The sequence below is a fragment of the Lacicoccus kunmingensis DSM 17847 genome (genome assembly GCF_059568765.1).
On the sequence record NZ_JCANUC010000003.1, the window covers coordinates 17,194 to 41,763 of the forward strand.

Here is a 24,570-nt window from a genome sequence, read left to right on the forward strand (position 1 = left end):
TATTTCACATGAATATTACTGATGCAGTAAGGATATTACAACAATAAAAATCAGAATTCAAGAAATCATACAACTGGCTGTAAAAGCGGAGGTTTATAATTCATACTAATTACGTAAACAATATATTAGAAAATAATTGGCGGCTTGCGTATACTTGAAGTATTAAAGTTTGGAGAGTGACGGAATGGAAAATAAAAACCCTCATGTTATGCCTAAAATCGATCGTTCAAATGGAATGGAAATCGGTCTGTACTCCCTAGGGGAACATATGCCTAACCCGCATACCGGTGAGCGGATTCCGGCGAGTCAGAGACTGAAGGAAATTGTAGAAGCTGCAAAGATGGCTGAAGATGCCGGCCTTGACGTGTTCCAGGTCGGGGAATCCCATCAGGAGCATTTTGTATCCCAGGCGCACCTGGTCTTATTATCTGCGATAGCGCAGGCGACAAGTAAAATAAAGATCTCTTCAGGATCGACAATCATCAGCACTTCAGATCCGGTGCGGGTATTTGAAGATGCTTCGACAATCGATCTGCTATCCGGAGGCCGGATGGAAGTCGTGGCAGGGAGAGCATCACGTGTCGGTCTTTATGACCTGCTTGGATATAGTTTAAATGACTATGAAGCATTATTCGAAGAAAAATTCGAACTGTTTTTAAAGATAAATGAAAATAAAACCGTGAACTGGAATGGCGAGTTCCGTGCGCCGCTGAATGATGCACAGGTCATTCCCCGTCCGGAAAATAAAGAAGAAGGACTGCCGATATGGCGTGCTGTCGGAGGTTCTCTCGCATCTGCCCAGAAGGCGGGAAGAATCGGTGTACCCATGTATCAGGCGCATCTCGGCGGGCCTGCTGAAGCGTTTAAAGCAAGGATTGACCTGTACCGTCAGACAGCTTTTGAAAATGGTTTTAATCCGGATGATCTGCCGGTCGCAACAGCAGGGTTCTTGTATATCAGAGAAAATATGATGGATGCCTACAGGGAATATTATCCCCATATCAATGAAGGCATGAAATTGTCCAACGGCCAGGGGTTCCCTAAAGAGGCGTTCGCCCAGGGGCAGGATGTAAAGAGTGTCATTAATGTGGGATCACCGGAACATATTGTAGAAAAGATTCTGTATCAGCATGAAATGTTCAATCATGACCGTTACATTGCTCAAATAGACTTTGGCGGCGTCTCCATCGACAACGTGAAAAGAACAATTGATTTATTGGGTGAAAAAGTAGTGCCAGAAGTTAAGAAATATACCAGACAGACTAAAGGAGAATAGATGTAATGAATATTTTAGTACTATCCGGCTCAAATGCCGGCAACAAAACACGTATCGCAACCACTTTGCTGAAAGAAAAGCTCCAGGCACAATACAGCGAAGATACTATAAACTATATCAATCTGCAGGACGTGGACCTCCCGTTCAGCGACGGCAGAAATTATCTTGATTACGGCGGCGACGCAACAGAAGTACTAACGACTATCATAGAAGCTGAGGTCATTTTTATCGGCAGTCCGATCTTCCAGGCTTCAATGCCGGCGGCGCTGAAAAACATATTTGACCTGCTGCCGCAAAATGCGCTTGAGGGCAAAACGGTCAGTATGCTCATCACTGCAGGATCCGACAAGCATTTCTTAATCCCAGAGTATAACTATAAGCCGGTTCTGAGCTATTTGAAGGCGAATATAGTACCGAGATATGTTTTCATACTGGATACGAACTTTATTGACGGTGACCTCCAGGGTGACGATGTACATCTTCGTCTGGACAGATTAATCGATGACACGATGGCATTATCCGAAACGTTTAAAGAAATTACAGCTAAAAAAGAAGCACAGTTTGGATTTTAAACCAAAAATGGCCTGCATAAATGACATTCATTTATGCAGGCCTTCTATATTAGAAATGTTAATCAGAGATTAACGTACTGTTTTAAGAGCTTTTGACCAATTTACAACATCGTTGACCAATGCTTCCATAGTCGCATTGTGAACTTCTGCAGGCTTGAAAGTAGTCATTTCTTCAAAGTCTGTGAACAGGCTGAAAGCACCCTGCGGTGAAACGATCGCCATTCTTAAGTTTCCAAGCGTGTTGCGCAGTGCAAGTGAGGCATACATACCCAGTGTTGAACCGTAGCTCACGATACCTGCCGCTTTGTTGTTCCACTCGGAAGCGATGTAGTCGATATGGTCTTTCAGTGATGAAGTGATGTTATTGTTATATTCAGGTGTCACGAAAATGAAACCGTCCAACTCATCAATTTTTTCAGACCATGCAGTAATTTTTTCGTTGGAGTACTCTTTGTTTGCCATAGCCGGCGGTAATTTTTCGTTGAAACGGTCTAAACCGAACTCTTTAATATCAACGACTTCAAATTGTGCGTCTGTCTTCTGTTTTTCAGCAAACTCTTTAACCCATTCTGCAACAGGGACGCTCACCCGGCCTTCGCGTGTACTTCCTACAATAATACCAATTTTAGTCATAAATCTTTCCTCCGAATAACATTAATTTATTTAATTACATAATGTAACTAACTGTAACTTTATAATACAATATGTTGAGAAAGAAATAAAGGGTTAAAGTCTCGAAATCTAAATGAATGCGTTTTCTCTTGTAATAATAGTTCTTTGGGCTTAATTTTAATATAATGGAAGGCGAAGGAAGTGATACGGCATGAAAATTAATGTCAGTGAAATTATCGGTACAGAGAGTGCCGATTACATAAATTTTGAAGCGGGCGGTACAAAAGCGATTCAGATGTCTTTTGAGTATTTGAACCGATTGAAAGAAGCGTCGGATCCAAAATCGTTCAATGTTGTCAGGACAAATATACCGGTATATAAACGTCTTAATATAAAAGATCACATTTCATTTTATAACAAATGGTACGACCGGAAGTTCAATATCGATGATCTGATGAAACAATTCAAACTCGAAGATGCCGGAAAAACCAGGCTTGCCGATGCGGGTGATGAATTGAATCAGCGGCTCGGTTTCGTATACAGCCTGCTGTGTGAACAGAAACATATATTATTTATAGAACCTTTCTTTCAGGCGACCAGAGAAAATATACATCTGTTCCATAAATTGAAAGAACAGCTGAACGACCAGGGGAAAAGTATCGTGGTTGCGGTCACCAAAACGGAGGATGCCTTTCTTGTTCAGCCTGAAATCATGCGTCTGACTCAGTACGGTCTGCAGGAAGTCGAAACGGAGGATGACTCACCGGCAGATAATGACAGTCATATAAGCAAAGTGAAAGTAAAAGCGGAAGATAAGACATTGTTTGTTAATATAAGTGATATAGAGTATTTGGAAAGCAACGAAGGAAAAGTATTCATAAATATTTCCCGGGAAAAGTTTGTTATGGAATCGACTTTGCAGGAAGCCGAAAAGAAACTCGGCAGCCATGGTTTTTACAGGTGCCACCGTTCTTACATCGTTAATCTGCATAAAGTCAGAGAGATCATTACGTGGTCTAAAAATACTTACTCTGTTGTTATTGAAAATCCTGAAGAATCCAAGATTCCATTATCCCGCACAAAATACAATGAAATTCAGGAACGTCTAATCACACTATAAGAAGAGGTTTATTATGGGACATAAAGTAATCGCTGTTTTCAAAATGAATGCTAAAGAAATATTATTGAACATGTCCATGCTGACCAGTGTCCTGCTGCCGCTTCTCATGACGCTGATGTTCCGGCAGATAGATACGGTAGAGGGGCAAACCGTTCCTTTCATCGTCATCAATGTCATTATCGGAATCACGTTCGCTTCCGCCCTCGGTGCGGTCCTGATGGGACTGCTGGCAGAAGAGAATGAGTACGGCACAATGGACCATATGATTACGAGTAAAAAGGACATGGCAGCGAATATGATGGGAAAGGCATTGCTGCTGTTCGTCATCACGTTTGTAATACTCGGCATCAATCTAATCATTGTCGGCTATACCGAGATGATGAGTCTCGGGGGAGTTCCTGCGATGATGCTCCTCTGGCTGTTTTTTTTCTTCATCTCTGCAGGATTCGGCATGCTGTCAAACTCGGTGGCGTCATCTTCATTGTTCATCATGATCATACTTTTCGTGTTTGCGATGGCACCGTATATCGAACTTCTGATTCAGGATGAGACGAATATGGTCAGACAGTTTTTTGAACTGACGCCTGTCTACCAGGTCAAATTCATTGAAGAAGGCGCCTTGGCAGTGCCTCACCTCATATTGATTGTCTGGCTCATTATCAGCTTTATATTCTTTATGGTCATTTTCGGACGGAAGGCAAAATCGCTGTAACACTTCAGCCTGAAGCGGTACATTTCAAGGTACAGTTCAGGCGGAATGAGTACAATCCGACATTTAAAGGGTCATTTGAAGGCGTTTCGACACAATTGAAAAAGCGTCAGCCACAACTCACCGTGATTATATCGCGGTGTTTTTATTTTGCATGTAATCTTGAATCAACAACAAAAACAACCGAAAAATTTGGAGGGAATTCAAATGATACATGTGACTGAATTGAAGAAGACATTTGGTGCGGAACATGCATTAAAAGGAATCGATTTTGAAGTGGCCAAAGGTGAAGTGTTCGGGCTGCTCGGGCCGAGCGGGTCCGGGAAAACGACAACAATCAAATTGTTGACCGGGGAATTTAAGTCCTCCGGCGGCAATATAGAAGTGAACGGGACGGCTGACAAGCATTTTGGAAAGACGTCATATGTCAAAAACCTGGGTATTTTATCTGACAAAACTTCATTATATGAGAGGCTGACAGTCGGAGATAATCTGGAACTTTACCGAAGATTGTACAATGCGCCTAAAAAGGTGGTGGATGAGGTGCTTGGTAAAGTGGGGCTGCTGGAAGAGAAGGATAAGAGAGTTGCGAAACTTTCCAAAGGTATGAAGCAGCGTGTGATGCTGTGTAAAGCAGTGTTGCATAAACCGGATGTACTGTTCCTGGATGAACCGACAAGCGCCCTGGATCCGACAACAACAGAAAAGATTCATGAAATGCTGGAAGAACTGAAAAACGAAGGGACGACCATCATGCTGACGACACACAATATGGATGAAGCGACGAGATTGTGTGACAAAGTGGCTTTCCTTTATGAAGGGATCATCAAAGAAACTGGTTCACCTGAAGAATTGAGACACAGGTACAAAAGGAATGAAGTGCATCTGACTTATGCAGACGGCGGAGTCAGGACGGTTGAACGGGATCTGGACAATCAGGGGTTTTTAAAAGAAGCACTGTTCGATACGAGTGTCATTGATATCCGGACGGATTTCCCGACACTGGGTGAAGTATTTAAAAAAGTAACCGGAAAGGAGCTTGTTTAATATGAATATAGCGAGAGTGGCAGCAATATTTGAAAAGGACTTAAAAGAATTTATGAGGAACATGATGTTGTTTACATCGGTACTGATTCCGATAGTCCTCGCGGCATTCTTTGGGAGAATAGAGGGTGCAGAAGGCGGAGTGCCGAATGAAATGGTCATTATAATCGCCGGTGTCGTTTTTACTGCTGTGACATTCAATTCCATGATGACCATGATGGCAGAAGAGAATGAGAAGGATACTTTAAGAGGGCTGCTTCAGTCACCGGCGACAATCATTGATATCATTGCAGGAAAAAGTGCTGTCATTACATTGATGACGATTATTTCACTGGTGGTTTCAATCATGATGATAAATGTCAGCGGTTTTTGGAGCATGGCGAATATTGTGGGATTAATTTTGCTTGGCATATTCTTTTTAAACCTTGGTATCGGCATCGGGCTGCTGGTCAAAAGCGTGGCAACGACATCTGTGTATCTGATTCCGATTATGTTCCTTTTCGGTTTCACCCCGTATATCGAATTTCTCGTTACTGATGAAGGGCATATCGCAAGACGGGTGGCGGAATTCTTTCCGCTGTATCAGAATCTATTCATTCTGAACGGAGACGGCGGCATGGCAGAGTTTCTGATTCTGCTGGCATGGATTGCTGTAAGTTTTGTCATCGTCCTATGGGCGTTCAACAAAAGAAAATCTGATGACTGATCGCATCGGGCTGGACGGTGTAAAACACACCGCTGTTCAGCCTTTTATTTTATAGAATCTCCATATACATAATGTATTATGTTAAAATAGACAAAAATAAAAGGACAAAATGGAGATAGTATTATGCATTATGAATCAGCTCCGGCTAAAATCAATTTAACATTGGATACACTTTTTAAAAGGGATGATAATTTTCATGAAGTCAGCATGGTGATGACGACTGTGGATCTGAATGATCAATTATCATTTGAAAAGCGTACTGACAATAAAATAACGATAGAGACTGAAAATCAGTATTTACCGAATGACAGGAAAAATCTTGCTTATCAGGCCGCGGCTTTAATGATGAAAACATATCATATAAAGACCGGGGTCAATATTGTGATTGAGAAAAACATACCGATCGCAGCCGGTCTTGCGGGCGGTTCAAGCGATGCTGCGGCAACGTTCAGAGGCATGAATGAGCTTTATGGGCTCGGACGTCCGCTTGAGGAGCTCGCAGATCTCAGCGCAGAGCTCGGCTCTGACATACCTTTTTGTGTCTTTGGAAGAACGGCGCTGTGTACCGGGAGAGGAGAGAAAATTGAACTGCTGCCGAAGCCGACGAATGCATGGGTGATTCTTGCAAAGCCTTCTGTCGGTGTCTCTACCAAGGTCATCTACTCTCATTTAAAACCGGGCCAGCATGAACCGGCTTCGGGGAAAGTGGTTGAAGCGGCTGTCGACGGTGATTATAACGGGGTAGTTCAGCATATGAAGAATGACCTGGAAGAAGTAACGATTGAGCATTATCCGGAAGTGAAAAAACTGATTGATAACATGGAAGCATCAGGGGCGGACAAAGCGATGATGAGCGGCAGCGGACCGACAGTTTTCGGTCTCGTTCAAAAGGAGAGGCAGGCCATCCATCTGTACAATTCCATGCGGGGCTGCTGTGACGAAGTTTACCGGGTGAGGCTGCTGGGTTAATTGCCTATAGGCGAACGTTTGTGATAATATCGTACTTAATAATACGGAACTGGAGAGTTATAATGAAATACAAACGCAGTGAACGTCTAGTGTTTATGACACAATATTTAGTTTCACATCCGAATGAGCTTATTCCGTTGACCTATTTTGTAGATCAGTTCAATCAGGCTAAGTCTTCAATCAGTGAAGATATACGCATTATAAAACATGTCTTTGAAGATGATGGTATCGGCACTATCCGGACGACGGCAGGGGCCGGCGGCGGCATCACCTACCATCCCGAAATCAGCAAGGAACGCGCAAAAGAGATTGTCTCGAATTTTAAAGGGGTTCTGGAGACGAATAACCGTCTGCTGCCGGGCGGCTATTTATACATGTCCGATATCATGGGTAATCCGTCATTGATGAACGATATCGGTGAACTGATTGCAACGATGTACAAGGACGAAGAAATAGATGCGGTCGTCACTATTGCCACAAAAGGCATATCACTTGCGAACGCGGTTGCAAGAAAACTGAATGCACCGGTTGCCATCATCCGAAAGGATAACAAGGTGACTGAGGGATCGACCGTTTCAGTGAATTACGTTTCGGGCTCGACACGTAAGATTGAGACGATGGTATTATCCAAACGTACATTGAAAGAAGGCTCGAGCGTACTTGTGGTCGACGATTTCCTGCGTGCAGGGGGCTCAATTTCCGGGGTGATGAATCTCATGGAAGAATTCAGCGCTAGAATTGTCGGTGTCAGTGTGCTTGTTGAAGCGAAAGAGGTCGCCAATAGAAAATTCAAGGATTATACATCGTTATTGAAAGTGTCCAATATAGATGAATATAATCAATCCTTTGTAGTAGAAGAAGGCAACTGTATACAGTATATTGAAAGTAACAACTAAAAGGAGTGTCAGTTATGAAACTAATCAATTCAGAAAAAGCACCGGAAGCATTAGGACCGTACAGCCATGGCGTAAAGGTGGGCAGCCTCTTCTTTTCATCGGGCCAGATTCCGTTGACGAAAGAAGGAGAAATCATTTCCGAAGATGTCAAAGAGCAGACGGATCAGGTCATGAAGAACGTTCAATATGTACTTGAAGCAGCCGGCATGAACTTTGATAATATAGTGAAAACGACGATTTTCATATCTGATATGAACAACTTCCCGCATATCAATGAGGTTTATGGTTCATACTTTACGGGTAAATTACCAGCAAGGTCATGTGTGGAAGTCAGTCGTCTACCTAAAGATGTTCAGGTAGAAATTGAAGTTGTTGCATCGGAAGAGTAAGATGGAAACGCAATAACCAATTTAATATTATTAGACTGCAGCAGTAACACATTTGATCCAACAATATCAACTTATTGGGGGAACTGATATGCAAATTACAGATGTTAGGCTGCGTAAAGTTAATAATCAGGATACAAGAATGAAAGCGTTGGTGTCGATTACATTTGAAGATTCTTTTGTTATTCATGATTTAAGAGTTATCGAAGGCAATAATGGGCTTTTCGTAGCAATGCCAAGCAAAAGAACTCCGGATGGTGAATTCAGAGACATCGCCCATCCAATCAATTCTGAAATGAGACAGCATGTTCAGGAAGAAATCATGAAAGTTTATGATGAAACTGAAGATGTCGCGGAGACTCCGAAAGCAGACAGCAGCGAAGAAGAACAGGCAGAAACGGAAGCCGACGATGAGTCGTCAGAAGAAAACAATGATAACGAGAACGAATAAAACTTAAAGCAGAGTATAAAATCTATATACAGGTTTTATACTCTTTTTATTTTGTGAAAATGTTTGTTTTATGCTAAGTAGCGGGTAACAGAATTTAAATCGACAATATTCCCCCTGTTTAAGATTGTAATGTCTCTTTCCAGGAGATTTACAATCTCTTAACGTTCGTCTTGAAAGTATTTATAGAGTAAAATATAATTGATGTATCGAATAATTGGAGGGTAACTATGCAAACTAGAGCGATAATCTTAGCCGCTGGCAGAGGTACACGCATGAAATCAAAGAAGGCAAAAGTTTTACATGAGTTATGTGGACTGCCGATGATTCAACATGTCATCAATAATGTTAAAGAGGCCGGATTTGATGAAGTGCATGCCATCATTGGCCCGGACAGTGAAGAAGTCAGTGATTACCTGGGTGACAGTGTTAAAAAAACAATACAAAAAGACCGTCTCGGCACTGCTCATGCGGTGAATCAGCTGAGAGACCGGCTGGCTGATGAAGAAGGGGAGACTTTGGTTATCTGCGGAGATACACCCCTCATCTCTTCTCATACGATACAAAACCTGCTGGAATTTCATAATGAAAGAAAATCATTGGCAACGATACTTTCTGCAGAAGCGGATGTTCCGACCGGCTATGGCCGGATCGTCAGAAATTATGACGGCTCGGTAAAACGCATTGTTGAAGAGAAAGACGCCACTTCTGAAATCAGGGAATTGCATGAAATCAGTACAGGTACATTTATCTTTGACAATAAGACACTTTTCAAAGCTTTGGATAAAGTTACTAATGATAACGCTCAAAATGAATATTATCTGCCGGATGCAGTCAATATTCTTTTCAGTGAGCATAAGTTGATCGATGCTTATGAAACGATGGAATTTGAAGAGACTCTAGGCATCAATGACAGAGTAGCCCTCAGTCAGGCAGAAGCATTGCTTCGTGAGCAGATTAATATCCGGCACATGCAGAACGGTGTGACACTCATTGATCCTAAAAATACTTATATAGATGCCGCGGTGGAAATTGGCATGGATACTTTAATTCACCCGGGTGTCACACTCAGCGGTAACACAACTGTCGGAGAAAATGTTACAATAACCACTTCATCTCATATTACTGACTCAGAGATAGAAGATGACGCAGTGATCAAGCAGTCTGTAATCACCGGTTCAAAAGTGGGCAAAGGCACAAATGTCGGCCCGTTTGCTCAGCTGAGACCGGGGTCCAAACTTGGCGAAGAAGTGAAAATCGGCAACTTTGTCGAAGTTAAAAAATCAGAGCTTGAAAATGAAGCAAAAGTTTCTCATTTGAGTTATATTGGAGATGCGCATATAGGTGCACGTGCCAATATCGGATGCGGAGCAATTACAGTGAACTATGACGGTAAAAACAAACATAAGACCGAGGTCGGCAAAGACTCGTTTATCGGATGCAACTCCAATCTGGTTGCACCAGTTAAAATCGGTGAACGTTCATTTATCGCAGCAGGCTCCACTGTAACTGACGAAGTGCCCGAAGACAGTTTGGCAATCGCAAGGAACAGACAGACGACAAAAGAAGGCTATTATAAAAACTAAAATAATGGAGGCAAATCATGTCAGCTACTCAGGTAACTAATTCCAACTTAAGACTTTTTTCTTTGAACGGCAACGAACCACTTGCAGAGGAAATTTCCCGTCACATCGGTATTCCATTGGGTGAATGTGAAGTCAACAGATTTTCCGATGAAGAAGTATCAATCAGTATTGAAGAAAGTGTGCGGGGGTGTGATGTCTTCGTTATTCAGCCGACGTCCCAGCCGGTAAATGAACACTTGATGGAATTGCTCATCATGGTGGATGCGCTGAAACGTGCATCTGCCAAAACAATCAACCTGGTCATCCCTTACTATGGTTATGCGAGACAGGACCGTAAGAGCCGTTCACGCGAACCGATTACAGCTAAATTAGTAGCGAACCTTCTGGAAACAGCAGGTGCCAACAGAGTGATTTCTCTGGATCTGCATGCACCTCAAATACAAGGTTTCTTTGATATTCCAATCGATCATTTAATGGGTGTACCTTTATTAAGTGATTATTTCTCAGAAAAAGAAGGTCTGGACTTTGAAGAAGTGGTCGTTGTCTCCCCGGACCATGGCGGTGTAACCCGTGCACGTAAAATGGCGGATCGTCTCAAAACACCGATTGCTATCATAGATAAAAGACGTCCTAAGCCGAACGTTGCAGAAGTGATGAACATCGTAGGTGAGATTGATGGTAAAACGGCAATCATCATCGATGATATCATTGATACCGGCGGCACTATAAAGCTCGCGGCACAGGCGCTTGTGGATAAGGGTGCAAAAGAAGTTTATGCATGCTGTACACACCCGGTGTTATCAGGACCTGCAATTGAAAGAATCGAAAGTTCAATTATAAAAGAGCTGGTAGTGACAAACTCTATTCAGCTTGCTGAAGAGAAAAAGATTGATAAAATCAAGGAACTTTCGGTCGGTGCACTGATTGCACAGGCAATTGTCCGCGTCTATAAAGAAGAGTCCGTAAGCACTTTATTTGATAATTAAAAGTTTTTTTTACAAACAGGCGGGTAATATGTTATTATTGTTTGTGCTATGTGTTAAATTGGACATAATACATTGTCTGTTATATGAAAGGTGGAATTATTACCATGGCAAAATTGGCCTCGGCAAATAGAGAAACAAAGACGCGTTCAGCAATAAACCAGCTGCGTAAAACTGGTCAGGTACCAGCAGTTGTTTATGGCTACCAAGTTGAAAACACTGCAGTTGCAGTTGATGAAATTGAATTCATCAAAGTGATCCGTGAAGTGGGTCGTAACGGTGTTATCGATTTAGAGCTCGGTGGAAAACCGACAAAAGTAATGGTCACTGACTACCAGTTCGATTCACTGAAAAACCAGATCACTCACATCGACTTCGTTGCGATCAACATGAAAACTGAAGTTACAGTGGATGTTACTATCGAACTCACTGGTGAAGCGAAAGGTGCCGACGAAGGCGGTATCGTAGAGCAGCCTATATTCGAAGTACAGGTTACTGCTACACCGGATAATATTCCTGAATCATTGGAATTGGATGTCACTGAACTTGAAATCGGAGATACACTTTATGTATCCGACGTTTCAACTACAGGTAACTTCACTATCGAAAACGAAGAAGATGAAGCACTTGTTACAGTTGTTCCTCCACAAAAAGAGGAAGAGCCTGAAGATGAAGAAGAGGGCGAAGAAGGCGAAGAGTCTGCAGAAGGCGAAGAGCCGGCTGATGCTCCTGAAGAATCTGAAGAAAAAGAGTAATAATTTGAACAATTGGCGGTGGGCGACCATCGCCTTTTTAGCGTTGTATGAGGTGAGAAGATGAAGTGTATTATTGGACTTGGAAATCCAGGGAAGAAATATGAACAGACACGTCATAACGTTGGATTCATGGTTGTTGACAAACTCGCACAAGAGTTGAACATTGAAGTGACAGACCGGAAGTTCAAATGTGACTATGGCGTCGGTATTCATAACGGCCAGAAAGTCATGCTGGTAAAGCCCCAGACTTTCATGAACTTATCTGGTGAAGGCGTACGTCCTCTGACCGATTATTATAATATAGAACTGGAAGATATCATTGTTCTGTACGATGATCTGGACCTGCCACTCGGAAAACTGAGGTTGAGAGGGAAAGGCACCGGCGGCGGACATAACGGTATGAAGTCACTGAACCAGCACCTGGGCAGTGAAAAATATAAGCGCATCCGTATCGGCATCGACCGTCCTGACGCGGGAATGACGGTGGTCAAATATGTGCTCAGCAAGTTCCGCAAAGATGAACAGCCATTACTTGAAAAAGTGATTGACAGAACGACTGACGCTTCTTCAAGCTTTATCAATGAACCATTTGAAGAAGTGATGACTGAGTTTAATGGTGATGTGGATGGATGATAAAATATTTAAACGGATCCAGGAAGATGAAAGGTTTTTAGAAGTTGCCAAACATGATAAAAAAGAAAACCTTCTGGTTACCGGTGTAAATGAAGATTTCAAGGCGACTCTTTTATCTCAGCTTTATGAAATGAATAAAAGACCTTACGTCGTTTTCGTACAAAATAATCACCAGATGGAGAAACTCGCTTCAGTTCTCATGGATCTGATGGAGGATAATGTGTATACATTCCCGGTCGGTGACATAATGATTGAAAACCATTCAAAACAGAGTCCGGATTTCATAAAATCCCGGATGGCGGCAAGCTACGCTCTAGCACACAAGATGCCAGGGCTATTTATCGTGCCTGTACATGCACTGATGAAACCGCTTATGCCTAAAGATAAGCTGTTGGAATATCAGCAATCATTTGAAATCGGCGGCACAGTCGATTATGAAATGCTCATTGAAAATCTTGTCAGTCTCGGTTATAAGCGGATGGCAAAGGCGCAAAATGTCGGTGAGTTTGCCGTACGCGGTGATATATTCGATATTTACACATCAGATGCACTGTACCGCATGGAGCTTTTTGACGATGAGATTGATTCACTCAGAATCATCGAGCCGGAATCGCAGCGTTCGATTGAAAATATCGAAGTATTTACATTAAATCCGTATGCCGAATATATATTGGATGAACAGGATAGGGAAGTACTTCTCGATAAAGTTCAGAAACTTTATGAGAAGACGGCAGAAACCGCAGATGCAGCGGTCAAGGAGACGCTGGATGAACATTATGCTGAAGTGACGCACCCTGACCTCACCTTCGAACATCTTGTCCAGTACAGTCATCTTCTCCATGAAAAAGGAAATTCACTCATTGATTACATCAGTGATGAACACCATGTACTCGTTGATGAAGTGACGAATATAACATCTGCATATGAGACTGAATTTGAAGCGGTCAGTGAATTTTACAGCTCGATGGTTGAAGCGGGCAAAATGTTCAAAGGCGGAGGAAATTACCTTGAGGGTCAGTTGGACAGGCTGATTTCCCTGCAGGGCAACACCTATTTCAATTTGTTTACAAAGAGCATGCCGGTGGAAATCGGCAAGATTGTTAAAATTTCAGTCCGTCCGACTGAAATATACTACGGTCAGTATGATATTCTCGCTTCTAACCTGAACAGAATGATACAGGATGAATATCTCATCAATATCATTTTAAGAAATGAAGAGGAGTTGGAAAAAACGAAACAGCTTCTCGAAGACTTGAATATTACAAGCTACATTCATAACATCCCCGTTGACAGTGGAATTGTACTGACGACGGGTGAGATGCCTAAAGGGTTCATACTGCCGTTTATGAAAGTGGCGATGCTTACTTCAAAAGAGCTGTATAATAAGACGGCAAAGCGTAAACAACGCCGTCAAAAGCTTTCCAATGCCGAGAAAATAAAGTCCTATCAGGATTTGAATGTCGGGGACTATGTCGTCCACGTACATCACGGGGTCGGCCGCTATCTGGGTATTGAAACGATGGAGATCAACGGCATCCATAACGATTATATGAAGCTGCAGTATAAAGGGACGGATCAGCTATTTATCCCTGTGGACCAGATGGACCTCGTCCAAAAATTTGTTTCGAATGAAGACAGCACACCTAAAATGCACAAGCTCGGCGGTACAGAATGGAAAAAGACAAAGGCCAAAGTGGAAGCAAGCGTCAATGAAATCGCTGATGAGCTCATGAAGCTCTATCAGGAGCGTGCTCAGGCACAGGGCTTCAAGTACGGTCCGGATACAGACATGCAGCAATCCTTCGAGGAAAGGTTCCCGTATGAACCGACACCGGACCAGCTTGCTTCTGTAAATGAAATTAAAAGTGATATGGAAGAAATAAGACCGATGGACCGTCTATTATGCGGTGACGTCGGCTACGGTAAAACTGAAGTGGCGATCAGAGCCGCTTTCAAGGCTGTGCAGGATAATAAGCAGGTTGCATTTTTAGTGCCGACGACCATTCTTGCTTCCCAGCATTTTGAAAGCCTGATTGAAAGAATTGAAGATTATCCGATCAACGTTGAAGTGATGAGCCGCTTCAGAACGGCCGCCCAAAACAAGAAGACCCGGGAAGGTTTGAAAAAAGGCACTGTGGACATTGTGGTCGGTACACACAAAATACTGAGTAAAGATGTTGAATTCAAAGACCTGGGATTATTGATCGTGGATGAAGAACAGCGTTTTGGCGTGCGCCACAAAGAACGTATCAAACAGTTGAAAACCAATGTGGACGTACTGACATTGACGGCCACGCCGATTCCAAGGACACTGCATATGAGTCTTTCGGGTGTCAGAGACTTATCTGTCATTGAAACACCGCCTGAAAACAGATTCCCTGTGCAGACATATGTCCTTGAATTTAACGGGAACTTTGTACGTGAAGCCATTGAACGGGAGCTTGCCCGGGACGGACAGGTGTTTTATCTGCATAACAGGGTAGATACAATCTATCAGAAGAAAGCACACATTGAATCACTCGTGCCGGATGCGGAAGTCGGTGTGATGCATGCGAAAATGACTGAAAAAGAAGTCGAGGAAACGATGCTTGCCTTCGTCAACAATGAGTTTGATGTGATTGTCACCACCACCATCATCGAAACGGGTGTGGATGTACCAAACGCCAACACATTGATCATTGAAGATGCGGACCGTTTCGGACTCAGCCAGCTTTACCAGCTGCGCGGACGTGTCGGCCGGAGCAACCGGATCAGTTATGCCTATCTGTTCCACCAGCCGAATAAAGTACTGACTGAAGTTGCAGAAAAAAGGCTGGAAGCAATTAAGGAATATACGGAGCTCGGCAGCGGTTTTAAGATTGCGATGAGAGATTTGAACATACGCGGTGCGGGTAATCTGCTCGGTAAACACCAGTCCGGATTCATCGATTCGGTCGGTTATGAGCTGTACTCCGAGATGCTTGAATCGGCAGTGAAGGAAAAGCAGGGCATCAAAGAGGAAGAACAACCGGTGAACATACCGATAGACATCACATTGGATGCCTATATTCCAGGCACTTATATCACGCATGAGCAGTCCAAGATCGATATATACAAACGTCTGAGGGCTGCAAATTCCATCGAAGCCGTTGAAGATATTGAAGATGAACTGATCGACCGTTTCGGAGAGTATCCGAAAGAGGTCGACAATCTGATACAGCTTGTCCGTGTGAAAGTATATGCACTGATGTACGGTATATACCAGGTGAAAGAGGACGGCCGCAAAATTCATCTGCAGGTTTCCAAGATGGCGACCGGACAGGTGGACGGTGAGAAACTGTTCATGGATACGGGTGAATATGGAAGAATGATACAAATTGCAGTGCAGGACAGTGAACTGAAAATTACTGTAGGGACTAAAGATATAAAGAAACTGGTCAGCATCATGAAAGATATTCAAGACAGTCGAATGGAGGTCGCCTGATGAACACAATAAACATTATCGGACTGGGAAGTTCCGATATAGACAGCATGCCGGTCGGCATATTTAAACGAATCAAGTCTTCCGGGCGCTTATTTTTACGGACGGAAAACCATCCGGTCGTCAGCACTTTGAAAGAAGAAGGGCTGAACTGGAAGACTTTTGATCATGTGTACGAAAGCTGTGACACTTTTGAAGCGACTTATGAAGAGATATGCCGTCAGCTGACAGAAGCAGTACAGTCTGCGGATGTGGACTATGCAGTGCCGGGGCATCCTTTATTTTATGAAACGACGACCGAGCTTTTAATGGACCGTGCAGAAAGCGGCGGATACAAGGTGAACATTGTGGGTGGACAGAGTTTCATCGATGCAGTCATTAGTGCTGTGGAAGTGCCTGTCAACGACGGCTTCCAGCTGCTTGATGCTTCAACTTTGAAAATTGAAGATTTATCACACAAGAAACACACGATCATTACGCAGGTATACGATCTATTCAGCTTAAGTGACGTCAAATTGACGCTGCTGGATTATTACCCGGCTGAATTGAACGTCAAAATTGTCACCGCCGCCGGCGGCAGTGATGAAATGGTGTATGAGACGCCGCTTCATGAACTGGACCATATGCAGATAACAAGCAACCTGATGGCGCTGTTTATTCCAAAAGCGGAACTGGAGATGCAGGACAACCGGTCCATCCATTACATGATGGATGTGTTCGACACGCTTGTCGGTGAGGACGGGTGTCCGTGGGATAAAAAGCAGACTCACGAGTCCCTCGAGAAGTATTTGATAGAAGAATCGTATGAAGTCATCGAAGCGATTGAACGGCAGGATGATGAAGCGATCGTAGAAGAGCTCGGAGATATTCTGCTTCAGGTGGCGCTGCATTCAGCGATAGGAAATAAGAATGGCTATTTCAACTTCTTTGATGTACTTTCGAGCATGAATGAAAAAGTTGTCAGGCGTCATCCCCACGTGTTTTCAGATGCAGTCGTTGAAGATATGGAAGACCTCGACCGTGTGTGGGCGCAGGCCAAAAAGGACGAAGGTAAAAAAGAAAAAATAAAATATGAAAAAGAGTATGCATCTAAAGTGCTGAAGTGGATGAAGCATACCATCCATGATCAGGAAGCTTTATCCGAGCAAGTAGAAGAAAAGGGTGATAATAATGAGACTCGATAAATATTTGAAAGTATCACGCATTATAAAAAGACGTACGCTGGCAAAGGAAGTCAGTGATGAAGGACGCGTCACAATTAACGACAGCACCGCTAAAGCGGGCACGATTCTCAATGTCGGGGATATCGTCAAAATCAGATTCGGCAACAAGATTGTGACTTTTGAAGTCCTGCTACTGGGTGCCCATGCAAAGAAAGAAGAAGCGGAAAGAATGTATAAAATTATAAGCGAAGAAAGACTAGAGAAAAATGAAGAACAAGATGAAATAGATGAATTTCTATAGAATTTTGAGCGCAAATGGTGTATTTTAGGAGTGAGGGTTAACGTAAAGAAATGGAAGTGGTGCTGTGAATAAAAAAGTTGTTAAATTACTCAACAGCTACACGAAGAAAAAAGAGACCGAGAAAAAAGTATTAAGTAATGAAAGTCGTGTGAGTAGAAACCGGACGCTGCTTTTCGGCAGCATTCTGCTGCTGATTGCAGGTCTTCTGCTCGTCATTGCACTGCACCAGAATCATCAGAACTCCTATTTAAAAGAAGAAGTGGCTGTCAATGAAGAGCGACTTGATGATAAAATCACTGAAGCGAAAGATTTAGAGCAGAAAATAAAACAGCTGAATGATGATGACTATATTATGCGTATTGCGCGCAGTGAATTTTTCTTATCGGAAGAAGGAGAGATCGTTTTCAATCTGTCCGATGATAATAATGACGAACCTGTTACGGAAGAAAGCGGGTCTGCGGAATAATCATTACATATGTAATGATTATTTTTCATTTTTATAGTATTATAAATAGAGATAACAGTAATTGGGAGGATATTATATAAACATGTCAGTTGAAGTGGGCAGTAAAATCATAGGGAAAGTCACAGGTATTAAACATTTCGGTGCTTTTGTCGAATTACCGGAGAGAAAGAACGGACTCGTACACATCAGTGAAGTTGCAGATCAGTATGTAGAAGACATCAATGATCATCTGAGCATTGGCCAGGAAGTAGAGGTTAAAGTACTGTCTGTCGGTGATGACGGCAAAATAAGCCTGTCTATTAAAAAGGCTAAAGAACAGAAGCCTAAACCAAGACCGCGTAAAGAACCATCACCAGAAGATTTTGAGAAAAAACTATCGTCTTTCCTTAAAGATAGTGAAGATCGACTTTCCACGATTAAGAGACAAGCAGAATCTCGTCGCGGTGGACGCGGAAAGAGATAAAAAAATTAAGGCGATTCTTGTAATCGTCTTATTTTATTTTAAATACAAGTTGGAGATCTGAAATGTTAGAAGGCAGACTTAAACTCGCAAATGTAAAATGGCAGAAGTCAGATACTGTGGCACTCGCGGTTTCCGGCGGTATAGACTCGATGGTTCTGTATCATCAGTTAACGCATGAGTACAGGAATACTTATCAGAAGCTCGTTCTGTTCCACGTCAACCATGGTGTGCGTAAAGCATCGGAGGAAGAAGAGCAGTATATAAGACAGCTTGCAAAAGAGAACAATCATCCGTTGGAAGTGAAACGCCTTTCCATGGGTGATGAATTTTCACAGGCGCAGGCAAGAGAGATGCGCTACCGTTTTTTTGCTGATAAATATAAAACCTGCGGCGCCGATGTGCTGTTGACTGCGCATCATAAGGATGACCATTTCGAAACCATTCTTCATCAGCTGTTGACGAACAGGCACCTGAATCATGCGCTCGGCATAAAAGGAGACAATGTCATCAACGGTATGAAAGTCGCACGGCCGCTCATTGGGCTGTTGAAAGGCGACATCCGGCATTACCAGGAGCGTTACAATGTGCACTACTTTGAAGATGCCACAAATGCCGAAGATGATTATACAAGGAACTACATCAGGCATCACATTGCAGAGAACATTAAAAAGAACGAAAATCTACATGAAGAAAGCCTCTCCCGGATCGCAGATGATTTTGACGAGTTGAAACAACTTGCAGAAATTAAGGCAACGGAATTTTTAGGCCGTTCCTCAGACGGTATGTTTTCCAGACGTGAATTTCAGAAACAGGCACATATTATCAAAGTATTCATCCTTCAGAAATGGATGAGCTGCCGCAATATGTCTCCAAGCCGTAAATTCATCGAAGAAACAATCAGTATAATACAAAGTGACCTGCCTCAAACTGATCTTTCAATCGGTAATAAACTGATCAAATTGAGATATGATGATGTATATATTGATAATGCAGAGGAATATAATGTAAAGTCGACAGATAAGAGTTTTTTAATTGATCGGAGTGGACGGTATTTTTTCAATGGTCACAGGGTAGACGTGGATCTTCCGGAGGCGATGCTGCCTTTAACCGTCAGAACGAAATCAGACGGGGATGTAATACGTCTGCCGCACCTTGGAACAAAAAAAGTATCGAGAGTTTTCATCGATGAAAAAGTTCCTGTCGAGGAACGTCGTAAAATCCCTTTAATTATAAATAAGAGCAATGAAGTTATTGCACTCGGAACAATATATAATATAATTAAACCACGAGAAAATTATAAAGGCTTAAATATTTCAAAGGAGTAAACTCATGAGTTTGAATAATGATATTAGTGAAGTGGTCTTATCAGAAGAAGATATCGACCGGATTGTTACAGATCTTGGCGAGACCATAAGAAAAGATTATGAAGGCAAGACGCCTATATTAGTCGGTTTGTTAAAAGGGTCGGTCCTGTTTATGGGAGATCTTATCAAGAAAATTGACACACATCTGGAAATCGATTTTATGGATGTTTCCAGCTATGTTGGAACGAAATCAACAGGTGAAGTCCAGATTTTAAAAGACTTATCAGGTTCGGTTGATGGCAGACATATATTAATAGTGGAAGATATCATTGAAACCGGGACAACATTGAACTCGATTATCAATCTGATTAAATCACGTAATGCTGCATCGATTGAAATAGTTACATTACTGGATAAGCCCGTTAACAGGAAGCTGCATGTGGATGTTAAATACATAGGTACTGAAATTCCTGACGGTTTTGTAGTGGGTTATGGATTGGATTTCGACGAAAAATACAGGAACCTGCCTTATATCGGGTTGCTTAAACCGGAGTTCTATTCGTAAACATATCAGTGGAAGTGGATTAATAAATTATGATATTATCTCTTTTAGTGTATTAGAAATGGAGGAGTATGAATGCCGAAGAATACAGGCCGTAATATGATACTAATCCTAGTATTAGTAGTCATCATGTTTGGTATATTTTCACAGTTTAATGGTTCTTCCGATCTTGAAGAAGAACTTCAATATAATGAATTCATTGAACAATTGAATGCTGGCAATGTTGAGGAAATGAACATTAAGCCGGATAGAAATGTTTACTTGATCGAAGGCCGCTTGAGCGGGCAGGAAGAAGGGGAGTCGTTCACATCAGTGATTCCTTACAACAGCGCAAGCGACTTGGACAGTATTTTAGACACAGCAAGAGACCAGGACGGATTGAACTTTAATGTTCAACCTGCAGATGAGCAGAGTCCTTGGACTACTATGTTATTTACATTCATACCGTTACTGATTATCCTGTTCCTGTTCTTATTCTTAATGAGTCAGGCACAAGGCGGCGGCGGTGGCGGCGGCAAAATGATGAACTTTGGCAAGTCTAAAGCCAAGCTTTATGACCAGAATAAGAAAAAAGTTCGTTTTGACGATGTTGCCGGTGCGGATGAAGAGAAACAGGAATTGATAGAAGTAGTAGACTTCCTGAAAGACCATCGTCGTTTTGACAGAATCGGTGCACGTATTCCTAAAGGTGTTCTATTGGTCGGTCCTCCGGGTACCGGTAAGACATTGATCGCAAGAGCCGTTGCAGGTGAAGCGGGCGTCCCATTCTTCTCAATCAGTGGTTCTGATTTCGTTGAAATGTTCGTCGGTGTCGGTGCATCACGTGTACGTGACCTGTTCGAAAATGCGAAAAAGAACGCACCTTGTATCATCTTCATAGATGAGATTGATGCTGTAGGACGTCAGCGTGGTGCCGGTGTCGGCGGTGGTCATGATGAACGTGAACAGACATTGAACCAGCTTCTTGTAGAGATGGACGGCTTTGGTGAAAACGAAGGTATCATCATGATTGCAGCAACAAACAGACCGGATATTCTTGACCCTGCGTTACTGCGTCCGGGCCGTTTCGACAGACAGATACAGGTTGGCAGACCGGATGTAAGAGGCCGTGAAGCTGTACTGAAAGTGCATGCGCGCAACAAACCTCTTGATGATACTGTCGACTTGAAAGCAATTGCGCAGCGTACGCCAGGATTTACAGGTGCAGACCTTGAGAACTTGCTGAACGAAGCAGCCCTGGTTGCCGCAAGACATAACAAGACGAAGATTGATATGCGTGATGTCGATGAAGCGACAGACAGAGTGATTGCAGGACCTGCGAAGAAGAGCAAGATCATTTCCGAAAAAGAAAGAAATATTGTTGCATTCCACGAAGCGGGACACACAATCATCGGTATGGTGCTTGACGATGCTGACATGGTGCACAAAGTGACGATTGTGCCCCGCGGACAGGCGGGCGGATATGCTGTTATGCTTCCGCGTGAAGATCGTTACTTCATGACCAAACCGGAGCTGGAGGATAAGATCGTCGGTTTACTCGGCGGACGCGTGTCTGAAGAAATCAACTTCGGCGAAGTGTCCACAGGTGCCCACAACGACTTCCAGCGCTCGACGAGCATTGCACGTAAGATGGTTACGGAATACGGTATGAGTGACAAGCTCGGACCGCTGCAGTTCGGTGAATCGAACGGACAGGTATTCCTTGGCAAAGATATGCAGTCAGATCAAAACTACTCAGATAAGATTGCATATGAAATCGATCAGGAAATGCAAAATATTGTGAAGACCCAATATGAGCGCTGCCGTCAAATACTGACTGATCATAAAGAACAGCTGGTATTGATTGCGGAAACACTGCTTGAAGTGGAAACATTGGATCGTGAACAGATTGAAGGTTTATTCTACGATGGTCAATTGCCTGAGAGGAATTTTGAGGATCATACAGCAGATGATTCTGAAGATGAAAAAATCGGCAAATCATACGACGAAGTGAAAAAAGCAGTCGATGATAGAGATGACTCTCAGAACAATGATGGCAATACAGAGGACAACCGCGAACTTGAAGAACGTCCAGACATGGCCGGAGAACCGGAACAGCGTGAAGATAACGCACGTGTCGATGAACAAAAGAGACGTGAAGAAGAATGGGAAAATAATAATCGAAGAGATTAATTAAATTAAAAGTCGCCGCAAGGCGACTTTTAATAATTCAGGAGGATAAATATGAGTGATTATTTAGTAAGAGGACTTGGATTGAATGATGAAATCCGCATATTGGCTGTTGATACAACAGAAACTATAAATGAAGCGGTCAGCCGCCACGGTGCATATCCAACAGCTGCAGCAGCTCTTGGCCGTTCAATGACAGCCGCTGTGCTTATGGGCGCAATGCTTAAAAATGAAGAGAAAGTGACTGCGACAATCGAAGGAGGCGGACCGATCGGCGCAATCGTCGCTGACAGTGATGCAAAAGGCCACGTCAGAGGCTACCTCGGCAACCCGCAAGTACACTTTGACCTGAATGAATCAGGGAAACTGGATGTCAGAAGAGCTGTGGGAACAGATGGTTATTTGAGAGTTGTTAAAGACATCGGGTTAAAAGAACACTTTACCGGTTCTACAGAAATAGTATCGGGTGAAATCGGCGAAGACTTTGCTTACTATTTCTACACGAGTGAACAGGTGCCTTCCATCGTCGGTCTAGGCGTGCTTGTGAATCCTGATAATACCATTAAAGCTTCAGGCGGATTCATCATTCAGGTACTGCCTGGTGCAAGCGAAGAGACATTTGAATTTCTGGATGAGATATCCAAAGAAATGACGCCTGTTTCGCAACAGATCGACAATGGACTCAGCCCGCATGGGATTATAGATGCCGCGATTGGGGAAAAGAACTGGAGAGAGCTGAGTGAAATGCCGGTATCCTTCGAATGCAATTGTTCGAAAGACCGTTTCTTAAATGCAATTTCGGCTCTTGATCCTGCAGAGATCATGACGATGATCAAAGAAGACGGCGGAGCGGAAGCTGACTGTCATTTCTGCCGCAATAAAGTATGGATCGAAGGCGAAGAATTGAAAGAACTGATTACGCACTAATATTGATAAGGTATCATTTTTATGCTATATTATTCATAGCAGTATACTAGGAAAAGGGAGTGCTTATTTTGAGCAAAGTTTACAATAACATTTCAGAGACGATCGGCAACACACCTCTAGTAAAATTGAACAGCCTTACTGACGAAAACAGCGCAGACGTATATGTAAAATTGGAATTTATGAATCCCGGCAGCTCTGTCAAAGACAGAATCGCTTTAGCAATGATTGAAGCAGCTGAAAAAGAAGGGAAAATTAAAAAAGGTACTACAATTGTAGAACCGACAAGCGGTAACACGGGTATCGGCCTTGCTATGGTTGCAGCAAGTAAGGGGTATAAAACAACGTTGGTGATGCCGGACACGATGAGTAAAGAGCGGCGTAATCTGCTCCGTGCATATGGTGCAGAGCTTGTTCTGACTCCTGGTGCGGACGGAATGAAAGGTGCAATTAAAAAAGCAGGAGAACTTGCTGAAAAAGAAAATTATTTCATGCCTCAGCAGTTTGAAAATATGGCAAACCCGGAAGTTCATGAGAAAACAACCGGTGTAGAGCTGGTCAACCAGATGGAAGGTTTGTCAATTGACGGCTTTGTTTCCGGCATCGGTACCGGTGGTACTGTTACAGGTGCAGGTAAAGTTTTGAAAGAACACCATCCGAATGTAAAAATCTATGCCGTTGAACCGACAGATTCTGCAATTTTGAGCGGCAAGGAACCAGGTCCGCATAAAATTCAGGGGATCGGCGCAGGATTTGTGCCAAAAACTTTAAACACGGAAGTTTATGACGAAGTTTCTGTAGTTTCAAATGATGAAGCGATGGAAGTCGGACGGGAACTTGCGGCCAAAGAAGGCATCCTTGGCGGGATCTCATCCGGTGCAGCAGTTAAAGCAGGTCTTGATGCTGCAAAAGAACTTGGCAAAGGTAAAAATGTCATTGTTATCCTGCCGTCCAACGGTGAAAGGTATTTATCAACTGCATTATTTAACTTTGATGAATAAAATATTGAATTTTTTTTGGTACGTTCAGGCTGCAGGCAGATCATAAAATCTGTCTGCAGTTT

25 protein-coding genes are annotated in these 24,570 nt (G+C 42.9%); 24 read left to right on the forward strand and 1 reads right to left on the reverse strand.

Annotated features, from left to right (window positions below):
- Positions 1-184: 184 nt before the first annotated feature.
- Together BO48_RS04200 and BO48_RS04205 are read left to right on the forward strand one after the other, a co-directional pair.
- Positions 185-1,276, forward strand: coding sequence for an LLM class flavin-dependent oxidoreductase (locus BO48_RS04200; protein WP_496366165.1), 1,092 nt, complete (start codon positions 185-187; stop codon positions 1,274-1,276).
- A 5-nt stretch (positions 1,277-1,281) separates the two neighbouring features.
- Entirely contained in the window at positions 1,282-1,848 is a 567-nt protein-coding gene (locus tag BO48_RS04205) for an NADPH-dependent FMN reductase (RefSeq protein ID WP_496366166.1), read from the forward strand.
- Between the two features lie 69 nt (positions 1,849-1,917).
- Here BO48_RS04205 and BO48_RS04210 read toward each other — a convergent pair whose 3' ends face one another.
- Entirely contained in the window at positions 1,918-2,481 is a 564-nt protein-coding gene (locus BO48_RS04210; protein ID WP_496366167.1) for an NADPH-dependent FMN reductase, read from the reverse strand.
- A 190-nt stretch (positions 2,482-2,671) separates the two neighbouring features.
- Between BO48_RS04210 and BO48_RS04215 the strand changes: the two genes are divergently transcribed.
- From BO48_RS04215 to cysK, 22 genes are all read left to right on the forward strand, one after another.
- Positions 2,672-3,580 carry a LytTR family DNA-binding domain-containing protein gene (locus BO48_RS04215; RefSeq protein ID WP_496366168.1) on the forward strand — a complete coding sequence of 303 codons (909 nt, stop codon included), beginning with the start codon at positions 2,672-2,674 and terminating at the stop codon, positions 3,578-3,580.
- Between the two features lie 13 nt (positions 3,581-3,593).
- On the forward strand, positions 3,594-4,292 hold the full coding sequence (locus tag BO48_RS04220) for an ABC transporter permease (protein ID WP_496366169.1): 699 nt from the start codon (positions 3,594-3,596) through the stop codon (positions 4,290-4,292).
- Between the two features lie 204 nt (positions 4,293-4,496).
- Positions 4,497-5,336, forward strand: a complete 840-nt coding sequence (locus BO48_RS04225; protein WP_496366170.1) for an ABC transporter ATP-binding protein — start codon at positions 4,497-4,499, stop codon at positions 5,334-5,336.
- A 1-nt stretch (position 5,337) separates the two neighbouring features.
- A complete protein-coding gene (locus BO48_RS04230) occupies positions 5,338-6,039 on the forward strand; it encodes an ABC transporter permease (RefSeq protein ID WP_496366172.1) in 702 nt (233 codons plus the stop codon).
- A gap of 123 nt (positions 6,040-6,162) precedes the next feature.
- Positions 6,163-7,008: a 4-(cytidine 5'-diphospho)-2-C-methyl-D-erythritol kinase gene (ispE, locus tag BO48_RS04235; RefSeq protein ID WP_496366173.1), complete on the forward strand. Its 846-nt coding sequence runs from the start codon at positions 6,163-6,165 to the stop codon at positions 7,006-7,008.
- Between the two features lie 62 nt (positions 7,009-7,070).
- Entirely contained in the window at positions 7,071-7,904 is an 834-nt protein-coding gene (gene purR, locus BO48_RS04240; RefSeq protein WP_496366174.1) for a pur operon repressor, read from the forward strand.
- A 14-nt stretch (positions 7,905-7,918) separates the two neighbouring features.
- Entirely contained in the window at positions 7,919-8,293 is a 375-nt protein-coding gene (locus BO48_RS04245) for a RidA family protein (RefSeq protein WP_496366175.1), read from the forward strand.
- 88 nt (positions 8,294-8,381) lie between these two features.
- The gene (spoVG, locus tag BO48_RS04250) at positions 8,382-8,741 is read left to right on the forward strand and encodes a septation regulator SpoVG (RefSeq protein ID WP_496366176.1); all 360 of its coding nucleotides are present in this window, start codon (positions 8,382-8,384) and stop codon (positions 8,739-8,741) included.
- Positions 8,742-8,968: 227 nt separating this feature from the next.
- The gene (gene glmU, locus BO48_RS04255; RefSeq protein ID WP_496366177.1) at positions 8,969-10,324 is read left to right on the forward strand and encodes a bifunctional UDP-N-acetylglucosamine diphosphorylase/glucosamine-1-phosphate N-acetyltransferase GlmU; all 1,356 of its coding nucleotides are present in this window, start codon (positions 8,969-8,971) and stop codon (positions 10,322-10,324) included.
- A 17-nt stretch (positions 10,325-10,341) separates the two neighbouring features.
- Positions 10,342-11,310: a ribose-phosphate diphosphokinase gene (locus BO48_RS04260; RefSeq protein ID WP_496366178.1), complete on the forward strand. Its 969-nt coding sequence runs from the start codon at positions 10,342-10,344 to the stop codon at positions 11,308-11,310.
- 104 nt (positions 11,311-11,414) lie between these two features.
- Positions 11,415-12,062, forward strand: coding sequence for a 50S ribosomal protein L25/general stress protein Ctc (locus tag BO48_RS04265; protein WP_496366179.1), 648 nt, complete (start codon positions 11,415-11,417; stop codon positions 12,060-12,062).
- A 60-nt stretch (positions 12,063-12,122) separates the two neighbouring features.
- On the forward strand, positions 12,123-12,695 hold the full coding sequence (pth, locus tag BO48_RS04270; RefSeq protein ID WP_496366180.1) for an aminoacyl-tRNA hydrolase: 573 nt from the start codon (positions 12,123-12,125) through the stop codon (positions 12,693-12,695).
- Entirely contained in the window at positions 12,688-16,158 is a 3,471-nt protein-coding gene (mfd, locus tag BO48_RS04275; RefSeq protein ID WP_496366181.1) for a transcription-repair coupling factor, read from the forward strand. The genes pth and mfd overlap by 8 nt, the downstream gene beginning before the upstream one ends.
- Positions 16,158-17,339 (forward strand): MazG nucleotide pyrophosphohydrolase domain-containing protein, encoded by a 1,182-nt coding sequence (locus tag BO48_RS04280; protein ID WP_496366182.1) that lies wholly within the window; start codon positions 16,158-16,160, stop codon positions 17,337-17,339. Before mfd ends, BO48_RS04280 begins: the two co-directional genes overlap by 1 nt.
- Positions 17,326-17,619, forward strand: a complete 294-nt coding sequence (locus BO48_RS04285; protein WP_496366183.1) for an RNA-binding S4 domain-containing protein — start codon at positions 17,326-17,328, stop codon at positions 17,617-17,619. The genes BO48_RS04280 and BO48_RS04285 overlap by 14 nt, the downstream gene beginning before the upstream one ends.
- Before the next feature lie 64 nt (positions 17,620-17,683).
- A complete protein-coding gene (locus tag BO48_RS04290) occupies positions 17,684-18,085 on the forward strand; it encodes an FtsB family cell division protein (RefSeq protein WP_496366184.1) in 402 nt (133 codons plus the stop codon).
- Positions 18,086-18,167: 82 nt separating this feature from the next.
- Positions 18,168-18,548, forward strand: coding sequence for a S1 domain-containing RNA-binding protein (locus tag BO48_RS04295; protein ID WP_496366185.1), 381 nt, complete (start codon positions 18,168-18,170; stop codon positions 18,546-18,548).
- A gap of 62 nt (positions 18,549-18,610) precedes the next feature.
- Positions 18,611-19,873, forward strand: a complete 1,263-nt coding sequence (gene tilS / locus BO48_RS04300) for a tRNA lysidine(34) synthetase TilS (protein ID WP_496366187.1) — start codon at positions 18,611-18,613, stop codon at positions 19,871-19,873.
- 10 nt (positions 19,874-19,883) lie between these two features.
- The gene (hpt, locus tag BO48_RS04305; protein WP_496366423.1) at positions 19,884-20,417 is read left to right on the forward strand and encodes a hypoxanthine phosphoribosyltransferase; all 534 of its coding nucleotides are present in this window, start codon (positions 19,884-19,886) and stop codon (positions 20,415-20,417) included.
- Positions 20,418-20,489: 72 nt separating this feature from the next.
- The gene (gene ftsH / locus BO48_RS04310) at positions 20,490-22,586 is read left to right on the forward strand and encodes an ATP-dependent zinc metalloprotease FtsH (protein ID WP_496366189.1); all 2,097 of its coding nucleotides are present in this window, start codon (positions 20,490-20,492) and stop codon (positions 22,584-22,586) included.
- Positions 22,587-22,637: 51 nt separating this feature from the next.
- Complete coding sequence (hslO, locus tag BO48_RS04315) at positions 22,638-23,510, forward strand: Hsp33 family molecular chaperone HslO (protein WP_496366190.1); 873 nt, start codon at positions 22,638-22,640, stop codon at positions 23,508-23,510.
- A 68-nt stretch (positions 23,511-23,578) separates the two neighbouring features.
- Positions 23,579-24,508, forward strand: coding sequence for a cysteine synthase A (gene cysK, locus BO48_RS04320; protein WP_496366191.1), 930 nt, complete (start codon positions 23,579-23,581; stop codon positions 24,506-24,508).
- Positions 24,509-24,570 lie beyond the last annotated feature (62 nt).